The following is a 14,673-nucleotide window of genomic DNA, read 5'->3' on the forward strand; positions in this document are numbered from 1 at the left end:
GCCTTGAGCATGGCGGCTTCGATCTTGGCCTTCTTCAGAGTCTCGTCGTCCGCTGGCTTGGCGGCGGGTGCGGGCGCTGCACTCTGCGCGGCGCTCAACGCCTGCTCGGCTTCGCTCAGTTGCTGACGCAGGCGGGCGAGCTCAGTCTGCTGATCGTCATCCAGTGCTTCGAGCTTCTCCAGCTTGCGGATCTGCGCCTTGAGCATGGCGGCCTCGATCTTGGCCTTCTTCAGAGCCTCGTCGTCTGGTGCTGACGCCACATCCGGGGCGATGGCATCTGCTTGTATCGCGGAATCCAGCGCGCGCTGTGCGGCCTCGGCGGCGGCACGCAGGTCGGCAACCTGGGCTTCCAGTTCGGCAGTGGCGTGGGTGGCTAGCTGCTTTTCAGCCTTCTTCAAGGCGACCTGGGCCATGCTGGCCTCGATCTTGAGTTTCTTCTGCGTTTCAGAGAGACCGACCTTCTGTGCCGAGCCCGGAGCGGTGGCGACTGGCGCGGTTTCGCTTTGTGCGGCCTTCGCCCTTGCTGCTCGATCGGCACGGGCCTTGCGCTCGGCTTCCTTCTGTTCCTCGGCACGGCGCAGACGCTCCTGGCGCAGTTCGAAGCGCTGCTTGGAGTGTTCGGCCTTCTGCTGCTTCTGCTCCAGCTCGCGAATCTCCCCCTTGGCCGCCCGGTAGTACTGCACCAATGGGAGGCTGGATGGGCAAACGTATGCGCAGGCACCACACTCGATGCAGTCGAACAGGTTATGGGCCTTGAGCTGCTCATGCTCCTGGCCGAGGGCAAAGAAATGCAGCTGCTGCGGCAGCAGGCTGACCGGGCAGGCCTCGGCGCACTCTCCGCAACGGATGCACGGCAGCGCTGGTGGCGGCGGCGGCAGTTCTTCAAGCGTGCTGGCCAGCAGGCAGTTGGTGGTCTTGACCACCGGTACCTCAAGGGACGGTAGGGTGAACCCCATCATCGGGCCGCCCATGATCAAACGGTTGAGCCTGTGCTGATCTAGACCGGCGAAGGCCAGCAGCTCATCCACGGGGGTGCCGATCAACACCTCGACGTTCATCGGCCGCGCCAGCGCTTCGCCGGTGAGGGTGGTGATGCGCGAAATCAGCGGCTTGCCGAGCAGTACCGCGTCGTGGATGGCGACGCAGGTGCCGACGTTCTGGCAGAGCATGCCGATATCCGCTGGCAGGCCGCCACTGGGCACCTCTTCTCCGGTGAGAATCTGGATCAGCTGTTTTTCGCCGCCGGACGGGTACTTGGTCGGGAAAACCTTCAACGTGAAGGGGCGCTCGCCGATGGCCGCCCGCACCGCGGCGATCGCTTCGGGCTTGTTGTCCTCGATACCGATCAGTACCTCTTGCGGCTGAATCAGATGCGCGAGAATCTCGATACCTGCTACCAACTGGGCGGCTTTTTCACGCATCAGCAGGTCATCGGCGGTGATGTAGGGTTCGCACTCAGTGCCGTTGATGATCAGCGTGCGGATCGTCTGGGTCGGCGGTGGGCAGAGCTTCACGGCGGTGGGGAAGCCAGCGCCGCCAAGGCCGCTGATGCCAGCCTGGCGAATCAGCTCGAGCAGGGCAGGGCGCTCGAGTTCACGGTAATCCGGCTGCGGATGCAGGTCGATCCATTTGTCTTCGCCATCGCTGTCGATGACGATCGCGTTAGCGAGCATGCCTGATACATGCGGGTAGGGCTGCGGTCCGATGAAGCTGACCTTACCGGAGGTCGGAGCATGCAGCGGCGCGCTGACGAACCCGCTGGCGACAGCGATCTGTTGGCCTTTGAGTACGTATTCGCCAAGGGTGACGCAGGGCTCGGCCGGAGCACCGAGATGTTGCGCCAGAGGCAGGACCAAACGCTTGGGCAGCGGGGCCGGCTGGATCGGCGTGCGGTTGGACAGGTCCTTGTGCTCCGGTGGATGGATGCCACCGTGGATGTCCCAGATCTTTAGTACGGTCATGCGGCCTGCTCCCGATCAGTCGCGATCAGCTGGCCGGGCGCCAGCGGCCGGTTCCATTTCCAGCTCTGCAGGTTGCTGCCGACTTCGATCATGTCGATGCAGTCTACCGGGCAGGGTTCGACACACAGGTCGCAGCCGGTGCATTCGGAAATGATCACGGTGTGCATCTGTCGCGCGGCACCAACGATGGCGTCAACCGGGCAGGCCTGGATGCACTTGGTGCAGCCGATGCACTCGGCTTCGCGGATGTAGGCGACCATCTGCGGCTTTTCGCCACCCTCGGCATCCAGCGGCTCCGCCTCGACATCGAGCAGGTCAGCCAGGGCTTGGATGGTCGCTTCGCCGCCCGGTGGGCACTTGTTGATCTTGTCGCCGCCGGCAATGGCTTCGGCGTAGGGCTTGCAGCCGGGATAGCCGCACTGGCCGCATTGGGTTTGCGGAAGCAATGCATTGATCTGCTCGGCGATGGGGTCGCCCTCGACGCGAAAGCGCACGGCAGCGAAACCGAGGATGGCACCGCCAAGCAGGCACAGGGCGAGCAGTGCGAGCACTGCGATAATAACCGCGCTCATAGCTTGATCAGCCCGGTGAAGCCCATGAATGCCAGGGACATCAGCCCGGCCGTGACCATGCCGATCGCCGCCCCCTGGAACGACTTCGGCACGTCGGCGATGGCGATGCGCTCGCGCATGGCGGCGAACAGCACCAGCACCAGGGAAAAGCCCAGGCCCGCGGCGAAACCGTTGACCGTGGCAGTGAGAAAGGTGAATTCGGCCTTGTTAGCGTTCAGCAGCGCCACGCCGAGCACGATGCAGTTGGTGGTGATCAGTGGCAGAAAGATGCCGAGTACGCGGTAGAGCAGCGGACTGGTCTTGTTCACCACCATCTCGGTGAACTGCACGGTCACCGCGATCACCAGAATGAAGCTGATGGTGCGAAGAAACTCGAGGTCCAGCGGCTTGAGCACGTACTGCTGGACGAGGTAGCTGCACATGGCGGCCAGCGTCAGCACGAAGGTGGTGGCCAGCGACAGGCCGATGGCGGTCTCGATCTTCTTTGAGACGCCCATGAACGGGCACAGACCGAGGAACTGCACCAGCACGAAATTGTTGACCAGGATGGCGCTAACCATGATCAGGGCGAGTTCGGTCATCTAGGGTCTATTCCCGTTCCGTCCGCTCTGCGAGAGCCGTGGGGCTAAAGGGCCGCTATTATCGGGAAGCAGCGGCAGCCATACAAGGTGCGGCGGCCCGTCGCGGTGATGGAGCGACGCTTGGAGGCGCGGAATATCGTGGCGCGCCTGCCGGTTGTCCGCTGTTTCTGCAGCTGGCTCATGGTTGTGGTCTGATGGTAGAAGCCTGTGACACCCTCGGAGGTGGCTCCATGAGCATTCGTTCTTTATTGATTTTTCTCTGCGTTGGTTGGGCTCTGAGCCTTCAGGCCCATGCCGAGCGACGTGACGGCGTATGGGTTTTTCAAGCCGAGAGCCCTCGCTATTTCAATCAGAGCCCGCAGCAGTATAACCGGGGCTACCGTCAGGACAGTCGTCCGCGTCAGTACGACCCACGCAGCCCCTATTCCCATTATCCGCAGTACCAGCACAACCTGCCGCCACGCTATCAGAGCCAGTTACCGCCGCAGTACTACGATCGCCACCGCGGCGTCGAGCGGCGACAGCAATGGCGCCAGGAAAATCGCCACCAGCGGCCGCCGCTGATCAGGGATGGACGCGATCATAGGTTGCGCCCGCAATACGATCGAGGGGGGCGCCACCACTACTATCGTCGCTGATGAATAGTCATTCAGACAGGTCAGCAAGCGGGTGCGCCCCTGCCCAAGTGGGCTCGAAGTGCGCGCGAACGACGGCTGGCGGGATGCTGTGGACGTCGCTCCAATGCCAGGTTGGATGGTTGTCCTTGTCGATCAGCCGCGCTCGGACGCCTTCGGCAAATTCGGGGTGGCGGCAGCAGTTAAGGCTTAGCGCGTATTCCGTCTGCAGGGCCTGTGTTAGCGAGCGCTTCGTGCCGTACTGAAACTGGGCCCAGACCAGGTGGGCGCTCAGCGGGCAGCCGCTTACGAGGTTGCGAGATGTCTGGGTGAATAGCTCATCCGTGTCGTCCTGATAGCTGGTCAAGGCTTGCCAGGCATGAGGCAGGTCGGCCACATCGAGCAATTCATCTATTCGCTCGCGTCTCGGTAGCAAGCGGGCCTCAGGCATTTGTCGTGTTGCCTGCTTGGAAAAGGCTCGCAATAAGCTGTGAAGCTGGTGGTCCGCCTGCTCCTGCCAGTTGATCTGTACCAACCCTTCGATCAGTTCGGGTTGTTGCTCGTCCATCAGGCAGCGATCGGCCAGACCGATATCCAATGCGTCGCGCGAATTGAGCTGTGTGCCCGTGAGGCCTAGAAACAGGCCCAGCTTTCCCGGGGCGCGCGGCAGGAACCAGCTTGCACCAACATCGGGATGCAGGCCTATGGCGACTTCCGGCATCGCCAGGCGACTGTTCGGCGTAACGATACGGATCGTTGCGGCTCGTAGGAGGCCCATGCCGCCACCTATGACATGGCCGTGTCCCCAGCAGATCAACGGCTTGGGGTAGTGGTGCATCAGATGGACAAGGCGGTACTCGTCCGCGAAGAAACGCTCGGCCAATGACGGCACGGTCCCGGGTTCGGCCCGACAAGCCTCTGCAAGTCGGCGGACGTCGCCACCGGCACAGAATGCCTTGGCGCCGTTTCCTCGCAAGAGCACACAGACCACGGCTGGTGCCGTGGCCCAGCGGCGAAATTGGTCGAGCAGCGCTTCGATCATTGGCAGGCTCAGCGCGTTGAGCTGCTGCTCAGCGTCCAGCGTGGCAATGGCGATCCGCGAGCCGTGCAGCGCAGGGCGTTCCTCGAAGGTGACGTGCATGGGCATTCTCGACACCTGTTTCATTTTTGTGGGCAGTGCTTACGGCCCTGCGCGTGGTGGGGTGCTCATCGGTTGCGCCAGCGAGGGTCTCGTTTTTCGAGAAAGGCATTGACGCCCTCTAGAGTGTCCTCTGCCTCGAAAAGCTCTACAAAGGCCTCCCGCTCGGCAGCGGCTAGTGTGTTAGGCACACGCTGGCGGGAGCTATCTATCAGCGGTTTGATAGCGCGCACCGCCACCGGGCTTTGCCTTGCAACGCGGGATGCAAGCAGCAGCGCGTGGCCGCGTGACTGGCCCGGCTCGACCACCTGCTCCACCAGGCCGATGCGCAACGCGGTTTCTGCCGTGATGCGCTCGCCACAGAGAATCATGCGTTTGGCCCAGCCTTCACCGACCAGCCAGGCCAATGCCTGGGTACCGCCTGCACAAGGCAGCAGCCCGACTGAAGCCTCGGGCAAGCCCATCTGCGCCTGCTGCTCGGCGATCCGCAGATCGCAGGCTAGCGCGCATTCCAGACCGCCGCCGAGGGCAAAGCCGTTGATCGCGGCGATGGAAACACCACGGAAGTCGCGTAGCGCCTCGAAGGCTTCGCCGAAGCGTCGTGCCATCTCTCGGGCTCTATTGCGATCGCCGTCGGCGAAGAGTTTCAGGTCCGCACCGGCACTGAAGAACTTCTCGCCCTGGCCACAGATCACCAGCGCGTAGATGTCATCGTCGTGGTTGAGATGCTCAATTACCTGTTTGAGACCGATCAGCGACTCTCGGTCCCAGGTATTGGCTGGCGGATGATTGATGGTGATGAGAGCAGTGTGACCATGTTTTTCCACGGTCAGCTTGTGGGTAAGGTCGAAGACGCCGGCTTGGTAGGGCTCTACCGCAGTACTCATGGTCGAAATCCTCGTGGCAACTCAGACGTCTGCTGACCGGCGACATGGCATGTCGCTCCTCTTCAGAGTCCTTCTGCGCTGCGAGGTTGCGGCGTTCCGATGGTTCAGCAGGCCTGCGCGGTGCGCCAGAGCTGCTGCTCAGGCACACCGCGCCTTTGTCACTGTAGTCTAGTCGGCTGACCACCGACACGACGCTCTTCCTGCCATTCGGCGAGCGTAGGCGCGGCCTGCTCGCCCGACAGGCGATGGACGATTTCGAAATAGTCCTGTTTGAAGCGGTCCTTGAGGACCTCATCACGAGGCTTCACGCGAACGGCATAAACAGTCTGCACATTCTGGTGATCGAACCCGCGCCACTGCTGCTGATCCTTGAGCAGGCTATAGCTGTGGTTTTCCAGCGCCGCGATGACCTGCTCGCTACCAATACTCCTGGCGCGGGTGGCGGCGTCGGCCCACTGATACACGATGCTGTAGGCCGACGCGGCGGAGCTGGATGGGTGGGTCTGATAGCGATCGCCGAAGTTGCGCACGAAGGCTTTGCCGCGCTCGGAGCCCTCCAGTTCGGGCACGCGCCAGGTCCAGGGCTCGGTGCCAAGCACGCCACGCATGATGTCAGGGCCAGCCAGCTCGACCATCGAGAGGGTGAGGTTGGGGATGGCGATCTGCATTTTCTTGTTCAGGCCAAGTTCATCGGCGATGCGCATGGCGCGCACCATGTCCTCTCCGAACAGTACCAGCACCAGCACCTCGGCCCCGCTGTCGGCGGCCTTTTCCAGAGCGGCTCGGTAATCGGACAGGCGAGCACCGGGAAAGGCTGTCTTTACCCCCTGGTGCTTGTTCGGGTCGACGGTGCCGGTGGCCTGGCGAAGCGAGCTTTCGCTGGTGTGGCCCCAGGTGTAGTCGGAGGTGATGTAAAAGTACGTCTTGCCCGGCATGTTCTCATTCAAGTATTGGCCCAGCACCCGCGCACTCATCCAGGCGTTGTTGCACTCGCGGAACATGTAGCGGTGGCCATCCTTGCCGGTGGTGTCGTTGGAGTATGTCAGGGTGCCGAAATAGAGCAGTCCGCGCTCCTTGGCGCGCTTGCTGGCGGCGATCGCTACCGCACTGGATACGCCGCCAAACAGCATGGCGACGCCTTCGTCAGCCATCTTGTCGACGTTGGCGATGGACTTGTCCGGGCGCGAGGCGCTGTTGCGACTGATCAGCTGCAGAGGACGACCCAGCGCGCCGCCGGCCTCGTTGATCTCGTCGATGGCCAGCAAGGCTCCGCGCATCTGCGCCAGACCTTCTTCCTTGTAGCTGCCGGTGCGGGGGTAGTTCAGGCCAAGCGTGATGGGGTCGGCAGCCTGAGCCGTAAGACAGAACCCCAGCCCTAACGCCAAGAGGGTAATCCGCTTCATAGCATGTTCCTTGTTATCGCTTTTGTTATTGGTTTTGGCAGTGGGCTTTTTTACCTTGCGGCTAGTGCTTGCGTCACTCTTTATGTGAGGTCTGGAAGGCATGCCCGCATCAGTACGTGAGCCAGGTGCAATTATGACTAAAGGAGGGGGGTTGATATTGCGGTATCGCAATGCACGGGCGGTCTGGCCGTTGACAATGATCGTGAGGTTTTTTAGGGTTCGGCGGCTTGGCCACCCGGAAATTGCTCATGACTCAAGATGATCGCATCAGGCTCGAGGCCGGCTGGAAGGAGGCGCTACGCGAGGAGTTCGACAAGCCTTACATGCTCGAACTCGGGGCGTTCTTGCGGCGTGAGAAGGCGGCTGGAAAGACTATCTATCCTCCAGGACCGATGATCTTCAATGCGCTCAACTCAACGCCGCTTGATCAAGTGAAGGTGGTCATTCTCGGTCAGGACCCTTACCACGGTCCGGGGCAAGCCCACGGTTTATGCTTCTCGGTACAGCCAGGCATAGCCGCGCCACCATCGCTGCAGAACATCTTCAAGGAATTGAAGCGCGATCTGAACCTGGATATCCCCAAGCACGGTTACCTGCAGCATTGGGCGGAGCAGGGCGTGCTAATGCTCAATACGTCGCTCACGGTAGAGCAGGGCATTGCTGGATCGCATGCAAAGGCTGGGTGGCACCAGTTTACCGATCAGGTAATCGAAGTGGTTGGCGAGCGCTGCCCGCATCTGGTGTTCATCCTTTGGGGTGCGCATGCGCAATCGAAGGCGAAGCTGATAGATGCAACTCGGCATCTGATTTTGAAGTCAGTGCATCCGTCGCCACTTTCGGCGCACCGTGGGTTCATCGGCAACGGGCACTTTAGTCGTGCCAATCAATTTCTTCAGCAGCAGGGGATGCGGCCGATCGACTGGAGACTGCCGTCAGAGGTCTAACCCGATGCCTGCCGGGCGGCATCGGGCTTGAATGTTAGTTCTTCGTGGCGTGCTTGGACTGCAGGTCCTTGGCATGCTTCAGGTGCTCTTCGAGCTTCGGCAGTGTCTTCTGAGCGAACTGCTTGAGGTCGGCATTTTCGCCACCTTCTACGTACTCCTGATACAGCTCGATGGTCTGTTCATGAGCAACGACTTGGTTGTTAGCGTAGGCCTCGTCGAAATTCTCGCCGTCACGCAATTTCAGGATCATGGCTTTGGCCTTGTCCATCAGTGTTGCTTCGTCTGACATCTCCAGATCTTTCTGCTGCGCCAGTTGTGCGAGTTCCTGATTGGCCTTGGTGTGGTCGTCGATCATCTTCTGCGCAAACTGCTTTACGTCTTGGGATGTGCCCTTGTCCAGCGCCATCTTTGCCGTTTCGATTTCGGCAATGCCTTTCGCCGAGGCCTCATCGACGAAGTTCTCGCCTTCAGCGGCGAATGCCATGTTGGCGGCCATTCCGACGAGTAACGCGAAGGCGCCTGAGAAGATTGTCTTGGTTGTTTTGGTCATTGCGTTCTCCTTTCTTCACCAGGGTTGTGTCGAGCATGAGCAAGACACGAAACCTCGATGCGGCGAGATTGCCGTCCCTTTTTGTGACTAGGCGTCGTTAGGGACGGTTCCTCGCTTTCGGGCGAACGGTAATGGGAGGCGGTGTTGCTTATCCAAGCATGGTCATTGCAGCGTCCATTGCGGCGGAAAGATCTTCGTCTTCCTGCATAAGCTCACTTGGATCCAGGCCCAGCTTGGCAAATGCTGGAATGTCGCTCCAGTCCAGCTGCGCATAGGGGTGTTGGGTGCCCATATAGCTTTGCAGCGTTGCAACCTGGACGATATCTACGTAATCGACCTTAACTGAGTTGCGCTGAAAATTGGTGTATTGACCGGCAACCGACGCGATGGCATCGGGGAAGTCCCACGCCCGCAGGATCTTTTCGCCCACCATGGGGTGAATCTTGTCGATGACGTGGTTGAGGCTGAACGAATCGGCAAGCAGCGCGCTGTGCTCTTCGGCATAGGTCAGGATTGGCAGTATCCCGATCTGGTGAACCAGGCCCGCGAGTGTCGCCTGATCCGGCATCAGTCGCGTGTAATGGCGGCAGAGCACATGGCTGATCGCAGCAACCTCGGTGCTTTTGGTCCAGACTTCGCGCATCTTGCGATCGACTACGTCGGTGGTCGCCTGGAACATCTGCTCCATGGCGAGACCCGTTGCCAGGTTGCAGGTGTAGTTGATGCCCAGCCGGCTGATTGCCATTTGCAGGTCGTCGATCTCGCGGCTGGTACGCAGCAGCGGGCTGTTGACGACCTTGATAATGCGGGCGGTCACCGCCGCGTCGTTGCCAATCACTTTGCTCAGCGCAGGAATGCTGATATCCGGGTCTTCGGCGGCCTCTCGAACGCGCAGCGCCACCTCTGGCAAGGTGGGCAGGACCAGTTCGTCGTTCTCGATCGCGAGCGTCAATTCACGCTGGACTTTCTCGGCAAGGGTGCTCATGTCATTCCTTTAAGGTGTCGTTCAGTGTTGCTCGGGCGCTTATGGTCACGCCGGCCTTGGCCTGCTGCCTATGGTGCACCTCTGGGGTATCTGGTTTCTGGTTCCGGTTCGCACTAGCGCTGAATTTCCTGGTCCGGATTTAGGTGATACGGCAGATCGAGCAAAGTCATCGGCATGCCGTCCGGAGAGCCCAGGCATAGACGCCCGTCGGCGGCCGCATCTTCCTGCACCACCGCAAGCAGTTCGATCCCGTCAGCGCTAGTCGCGGCAAACACCACTTCGCCCACGCTAGAACCGTGGACCGGCGAGAAAAGCTCTACGCCGGGAGCTGGTAACTCTTCTTGCGTGCCTTCGATCATGAGGCGATGCAGGCGGCGCTTGAGTTTGCCCAGATACTGCATGCGCGCCACGATCTCCTGGCCCGTGTAGCAGCCTTTCTTGAAGCTGACGCCTCCTAGCGCCTGCAGGTTGATCATTTGCGGGATGAACAGCTCTCGGGTACTGCCGAAGACCTGCCCCACGCCAGCGCGAACTTGATCAAGCAACCAGCGGTTAACAGGCGCCTCGCTGAGCTGTGCGCTCAGGCGAGAGCGAACCTGGGACGCTTCGGCGCTGGGCACCCAAAGCTCGGCGCGGCTGTCTTGGAGGCGGATCGCGATCATCCCGTTGCTGCGCGCCGTCGCATCGGCGGTTTGCGGCAGGTCCAGGCCAAGACTGACCAGCGAGCCGTCGCCTCCTGAAAGGCCGAATCGGCACCAGTCGGCGCTCTCATCGCTGAGGCGTGACTTGGAAAACACGGCGTATTTGCTCAAGTCAGCCTGTTGCGATTGCAGCAAATCGCTGGCCATTGCCAGCAGGTAGCCGTCTCCGTCCAGCGCAATGCGGAAGCTCGACTGCATGCGCCCCTTTGGGGTGCAGCGTGCGCCGAGACTGGATGTATCGGCATTGAGATAGTTGAGGTTGCAGGTCAGCTGACCCTGGAGAAACTTGCTGGCATCCGGGCCGCGTACGGCAAGGACGCCCTCATGCGACAGAACGCAAAAATAAGCAGTGTCGGTCATGATCAGTCGTCGTCGGAATCCGGGTGGACATCATAACAGGCCGATGAAAATGGTTGCGTGGTGGCTGGTTTGCAGTGCGGCGAAAAAAGCGACTGAAGAGCGTAATGCAGTCGCTATAATGCGCGCCTTCTCAACAGGAGCTGATGTATGGCAGAGCAATCCGAACTCAATCGCCTGTTCTGGCAGAGCCGTCGCGGCATGCTGGAGCTGGACGTGCTACTGGTGCCGTTCGTCAAGGAAGTTTACCCGGATCTCGATGAAGAAGATCAGCGTCGCTACCGCAAGCTCTTGAGCTGCGAAGATCAGGACATGTTCGGCTGGTTCATGCAGCGTGGTGAGCCCGATGACGAAGATCTGCGTCGGATGGTTCGCATGATCCTCGACCGTGTCCAGCCCAAGTAATCAGCCTTTCGAGTGCCGCTGGCGGCCGTCAGGTCTTTTGTTGGCACTCTACCTTGCCGTTCAAGCGCTGGCCTTGGCGGCAATTCTGTTGTCGGCGGCTCCGCCGTGGCTGCAATTCAGCTGCGTGCTGTTGGGGCTTGCACATGCGTGGTACGTATTGCCCCGCGGTATCCTGCTATCCAGTCCGCAGGCGTGGTGCGGTTTGCGCCACGAAGAGTCCGGCTGGTACCTGTGGAGTGAGCAGCAGGGCTGGCAGTCGGTTCAGTTGCTGCCTGACAGTCTGGCATTGCCTCTAGTGGTTATTCTTCGCTTTCGTCTTTCCGGGCAGCGCTTTGCTAGTAGCGTCTGCGTTCCCCGTGACTCGCTGCCGCACGAGCAGCATCGACGGCTGCGGGTGCGGCTCAAGTTCAGTCGGCGTAGGTGGGTGGCACCAGAATAGTGTCGAGCGCTTGCGGTAGCAGGTCGGGGTAGTCGAGGGTGTAGTGCAAGCCTCGACTTTCCTTGCGCTCCATGGCTGAGCGAATCATCAGGTCCGCAACCAGTGCGAGATTTCTCAGTTCGAGCAGATCGCGGCTGACTTTGTAGTTGCTGTAGAACTCATCAATTTCGCTGAGCAGCAGGCGTACCCTATGTTGCGCGCGCATCAGGCGCTTGCTGGTGCGGACGATGCCAACGTAGTCCCACATGAAACGCCTCAGCTCATCCCAGTTATGCGCAATGATCACGTCCTCGTCGGAGTCGGTGACCTGGCTGGCGTCCCAGGTGGGGAGATTCGTGGGAGCGGTGATTTTGGGTAGCTCGCGCAGGATGTCCTGGGCTGCTGCGCGTCCGTAGACGAAGCATTCGAGCAACGAGTTGCTGGCCATTCGATTGGCTCCGTGCAGACCCGTGAAGCTGGTTTCACCAATGGCGTAGAGGCCGGGGACGTCGGTCCGGCCTGCCTGGTCGACGACTATGCCCCCGCAGGTGTAGTGCGCAGCGGGTACGACCGGTATGGGGTGGAGGGTAATGTCGATTCCGTAGGTCAGGCAGCGCTCATAAACCGTCGGGAAGTGGGCCTTGATGAATTCCGCGGGTTTGTGACTAATGTCCAAATAGACGCAATCAATGCCAAGGCGCTTCATTTCATGATCGATGGCACGCGCGACGATGTCTCGTGGTGCGAGTTCCTCGCGGGCGTCGAAGCGTGGCATGAAGCGCTCGCCATTTGGCAGCTTGAGCAGGGCGCCTTCGCCGCGCAGTGCCTCGGTAACCAAGAAGCTCTTGGCCTGCGGGTGATACAGGCAGGTGGGGTGAAACTGATTGAACTCGAGGTTGCCGACCCTGCAACCGGCGCGCCATGCCATGGCGATGCCGTCGCCGCAAGCGCTATCCGGATTGCTGGTATATAGGTACACCTTGGCGGCGCCGCCGGTCGCCAGAACCACTGATCGCGCTTGGAATGTCTCCACCTCACCGGTACTTCGGTTGAGTACGTATGCGCCAAGGCAGCGCCTGCCGGGAAGCCCAAGCTTGTGTTCGGTGATCAGATCTACCGCGACGCGCTGCTGGAGCAGCTCGATGTTGTTCTTGGTTCTGACCTGTGCGAGCAGCGTGTTGAAGATTGCTGCCCCCGTAGCATCCGCGGCATGAATGATGCGCCGGTGGCTATGACCGCCTTCGCGGGTAAGGTGAAATTCGAAGCTGCCGTCTTCGCGATCAGGGGCGTCGTCGCGGGTGAAGGGCACGCCCTGTTCGATAAGCCACTGAATGGCCTCGTTGCTGTGCTCGACGGTGAATCGGACGGCGTCTTCATGGCAGAGGCCACCACCTGCTATCAGCGTGTCCGCAACGTGGGATTCCACGGTGTCGGTGGTGTCTAGGACTGCGGCGACGCCTCCTTGCGCCCAATAGGTAGACCCATTGGCGAGGTCGCCCTTGCTCAGTACGGCAATGCGAAGATCTGCCGGCAGGTTGAGCGCGAGAGTCAAGCCGGCCGCGCCGCTACCGATGACCAAGACGTCGTATCGTTGAACCTGAGTCATGTCCAATTCCGCGGGGAAACGAACCCTAGTATATAGACGGGATGTAGCGTCAAAATAGATGACTACGCAGTTGTCTTCTAACGAGGGGGAACTTTTTCTCGTTTGGACAGCTCAATAGGCAGTTGTGAGTGCAAACCAGCTGGCCATCGTGAATGGGCGGTGCGTGTTTGCTATGGACACCAGGACGGCGTCGCTAGTCGATCTAGCGCAACGCTGCGGTGCAATCGCCGTCAGGTATTGCAGGATAGCTTGCTAGGAGGGGGAGAACTTTTGCGTAAAGCCCGGGTCTATTCTGGCAGGTCGGTTCACTGGTGTGAGCGACGCTCCTCCGCTAATGGAGGGAAGCGTTCATGTTAACCCAGGAGCAGGACCAGCAACTGGTTGAACGAGTGCAGCGTGGAGACAAGCGAGCGTTTGATCTGCTGGTAATGAAATATCAGCACAAGATCCTTGGGCTAATCGTGCGATTCGTGCATGACTCCCATGAGGCTCAGGATGTCGCTCAAGAGGCGTTTATCAAGGCCTATCGCGCACTTGCAAATTTTCGCGGCGACAGCGCGTTTTATACATGGCTGTACCGCATTGCCATTAATACGGCGAAGAATCATCTGGTAGCGCGCGGTAGGCGTCCGCCAGATAGTGACGTGAGTTCCGAGGATGCCGAGTTCTACGAAGGCGATCATGCCCTGAAGGACATCGAGTCGCCGGAGCGCTCGCTGCTCAGGGATGAGATCGAAGATACCGTTCATCGAACTATTCAGCTTTTGCCCGAAGATTTGCGTACTGCTCTAACACTGCGTGAATTTGATGGTCTTAGTTATGAAGACATTGCAAGCGTCATGCAGTGTCCGGTGGGCACAGTGCGTTCTCGGATTTTCCGGGCACGCGAAGCCATAGATAAAGCGTTGCAACCCTTGTTGCACGAATCCTGAGACAGCGGCGACAGCCAAGAGAGGAACAGCCATGAGTCGTGAAGCCCTGCATGAATCGCTGTCCGCGGTGATGGATAACGAAGCGGACGAGTTGGAATTACGTCGCATGCTCGCAGGCGACAATCCGGAGCTGCGTGCTACCTGGTCGCGCTATCAGCTTGCCCGTGCCGCCATGCACAAGGAGTTGATTGAGCCACGCCTCGATATTGCTTCGGCAGTATCGGCAGCTTTGGCCGACGAGGCCGCCCCAGCCAAGGCTCAGCGCAACGGTTGGAAGAGTCTGGGTCGTCTGGCAGTAGCCGCATCGGTTACAGTCGCAGTCCTGGCAGGTGTACGCTTGTACAACCAGAATGAAGTGGCTGGTCCGCAACTAGCTCAGCAGGCTCCGCAGCCCAGCATTTCCGTACCGCAAACCAACCAGGGGCCGACAGTGCTGGCTGGTTACAGCGAGCAAGCGGAGGTGCCTGTGCAGGCCACGGCTGATGGCGCGCCGGTCGAACGCTGGCACGAAGAGCGTCTGCCTTCGTATATTCGTCAGCATGCGCAGCAAGCTGCTTTTGGTAATGGATCGGAGAGCGCGCTGCCTTACGCTCGCGCGGCCAGCATGGAAGAACGTTAG

The 14,673-nt window shown here is 60.2% G+C and carries 16 protein-coding genes; 6 read left to right on the forward strand and 10 right to left on the reverse strand.

Annotated elements, in window-relative coordinates; translation table 11 throughout:
- The 3 genes from rsxC to rsxA all read right to left on the reverse strand — a co-directional run.
- Nucleotides 1–1,961 (reverse strand): electron transport complex subunit RsxC (gene rsxC, locus AAEZ08_RS05420; RefSeq protein WP_500123874.1); only part of this gene is annotated, 1,961 nt, incomplete at its 3' end.
- On the reverse strand, nt 1,958–2,533 hold the full coding sequence (gene rsxB / locus AAEZ08_RS05425) for an electron transport complex subunit RsxB (protein ID WP_500123875.1): 576 nt from the start codon (nt 2,531–2,533) through the stop codon (nt 1,958–1,960). The genes rsxB and rsxC, both read right to left, overlap by 4 nt.
- Nucleotides 2,530–3,114, reverse strand: coding sequence for an electron transport complex subunit RsxA (rsxA, locus tag AAEZ08_RS05430; RefSeq protein ID WP_003282096.1), 585 nt, complete (start codon nt 3,112–3,114; stop codon nt 2,530–2,532). Before rsxA ends, rsxB begins: the two co-directional genes overlap by 4 nt.
- Before the next feature lie 230 nt (nt 3,115–3,344).
- Here rsxA and AAEZ08_RS05435 point away from each other — a divergent pair, with 230 nt between their 5' ends.
- A complete protein-coding gene (locus tag AAEZ08_RS05435; protein WP_482695658.1) occupies nt 3,345–3,752 on the forward strand; it encodes a hypothetical protein in 408 nt (135 codons plus the stop codon).
- Nucleotides 3,753–3,759: 7 nt separating this feature from the next.
- On the opposite strand, the gene dspII is transcribed toward AAEZ08_RS05435, so the two are convergent.
- From dspII to AAEZ08_RS05450, 3 genes are all read right to left on the reverse strand, one after another.
- Nucleotides 3,760–4,869: an enoyl-CoA hydratase/isomerase DspII gene (gene dspII / locus AAEZ08_RS05440; protein WP_500123971.1), complete on the reverse strand. Its 1,110-nt coding sequence runs from the start codon at nt 4,867–4,869 to the stop codon at nt 3,760–3,762.
- A 65-nt stretch (nt 4,870–4,934) separates the two neighbouring features.
- The gene (locus AAEZ08_RS05445; protein ID WP_003282104.1) at nt 4,935–5,753 is read right to left on the reverse strand and encodes an enoyl-CoA hydratase; all 819 of its coding nucleotides are present in this window, start codon (nt 5,751–5,753) and stop codon (nt 4,935–4,937) included.
- A 158-nt stretch (nt 5,754–5,911) separates the two neighbouring features.
- Nucleotides 5,912–7,156 carry an ABC transporter substrate-binding protein gene (locus AAEZ08_RS05450; RefSeq protein WP_500123876.1) on the reverse strand — a complete coding sequence of 415 codons (1,245 nt, stop codon included), beginning with the start codon at nt 7,154–7,156 and terminating at the stop codon, nt 5,912–5,914.
- Nucleotides 7,157–7,404: 248 nt separating this feature from the next.
- On the opposite strand from AAEZ08_RS05450, the gene ung reads away from it, so the two are divergent.
- Nucleotides 7,405–8,100: a uracil-DNA glycosylase gene (gene ung, locus AAEZ08_RS05455; protein ID WP_003282107.1), complete on the forward strand. Its 696-nt coding sequence runs from the start codon at nt 7,405–7,407 to the stop codon at nt 8,098–8,100.
- A gap of 34 nt (nt 8,101–8,134) precedes the next feature.
- On the opposite strand, the gene AAEZ08_RS05460 is transcribed toward ung, so the two are convergent.
- The 3 genes from AAEZ08_RS05460 to ygfZ all read right to left on the reverse strand — a co-directional run bounded on the left by AAEZ08_RS05460 (nt 8,135) and on the right by ygfZ (nt 10,696).
- Nucleotides 8,135–8,650, reverse strand: a complete 516-nt coding sequence (locus tag AAEZ08_RS05460; RefSeq protein ID WP_003282108.1) for a DUF4142 domain-containing protein — start codon at nt 8,648–8,650, stop codon at nt 8,135–8,137.
- 148 nt (nt 8,651–8,798) lie between these two features.
- Nucleotides 8,799–9,635, reverse strand: a complete 837-nt coding sequence (locus AAEZ08_RS05465; protein WP_500123877.1) for an HDOD domain-containing protein — start codon at nt 9,633–9,635, stop codon at nt 8,799–8,801.
- 113 nt (nt 9,636–9,748) lie between these two features.
- Nucleotides 9,749–10,696 (reverse strand): CAF17-like 4Fe-4S cluster assembly/insertion protein YgfZ, encoded by a 948-nt coding sequence (gene ygfZ / locus AAEZ08_RS05470; RefSeq protein WP_003282110.1) that lies wholly within the window; start codon nt 10,694–10,696, stop codon nt 9,749–9,751.
- A gap of 147 nt (nt 10,697–10,843) precedes the next feature.
- Here ygfZ and AAEZ08_RS05475 point away from each other — a divergent pair, with 147 nt between their 5' ends.
- Nucleotides 10,844–11,098 (forward strand): FAD assembly factor SdhE, encoded by a 255-nt coding sequence (locus AAEZ08_RS05475; protein ID WP_003282111.1) that lies wholly within the window; start codon nt 10,844–10,846, stop codon nt 11,096–11,098.
- Nucleotides 11,082–11,537 (forward strand): protein YgfX, encoded by a 456-nt coding sequence (locus AAEZ08_RS05480; protein WP_082332100.1) that lies wholly within the window; start codon nt 11,082–11,084, stop codon nt 11,535–11,537. Before AAEZ08_RS05475 ends, AAEZ08_RS05480 begins: the two co-directional genes overlap by 17 nt.
- Here the strand turns inward: AAEZ08_RS05480 and nadB are convergent.
- Nucleotides 11,506–13,122: an L-aspartate oxidase gene (gene nadB / locus AAEZ08_RS05485; RefSeq protein ID WP_003282112.1), complete on the reverse strand. Its 1,617-nt coding sequence runs from the start codon at nt 13,120–13,122 to the stop codon at nt 11,506–11,508. The genes AAEZ08_RS05480 and nadB overlap by 32 nt on opposite strands.
- A gap of 350 nt (nt 13,123–13,472) precedes the next feature.
- Here nadB and rpoE point away from each other — a divergent pair, with 350 nt between their 5' ends.
- A complete protein-coding gene (rpoE, locus tag AAEZ08_RS05490; protein WP_003282114.1) occupies nt 13,473–14,054 on the forward strand; it encodes an RNA polymerase sigma factor RpoE/AlgU in 582 nt (193 codons plus the stop codon).
- A 31-nt stretch (nt 14,055–14,085) separates the two neighbouring features.
- Nucleotides 14,086–14,673, forward strand: coding sequence for an RseA family anti-sigma factor (locus AAEZ08_RS05495; protein ID WP_003282116.1), 588 nt, complete (start codon nt 14,086–14,088; stop codon nt 14,671–14,673).

Source organism: Pseudomonas sp. E45-MNA-CIBAN-0222 (assembly GCF_040310405.1).
Classification (GTDB): domain Bacteria; phylum Pseudomonadota; class Gammaproteobacteria; order Pseudomonadales; family Pseudomonadaceae; genus Stutzerimonas; species Stutzerimonas stutzeri_AC.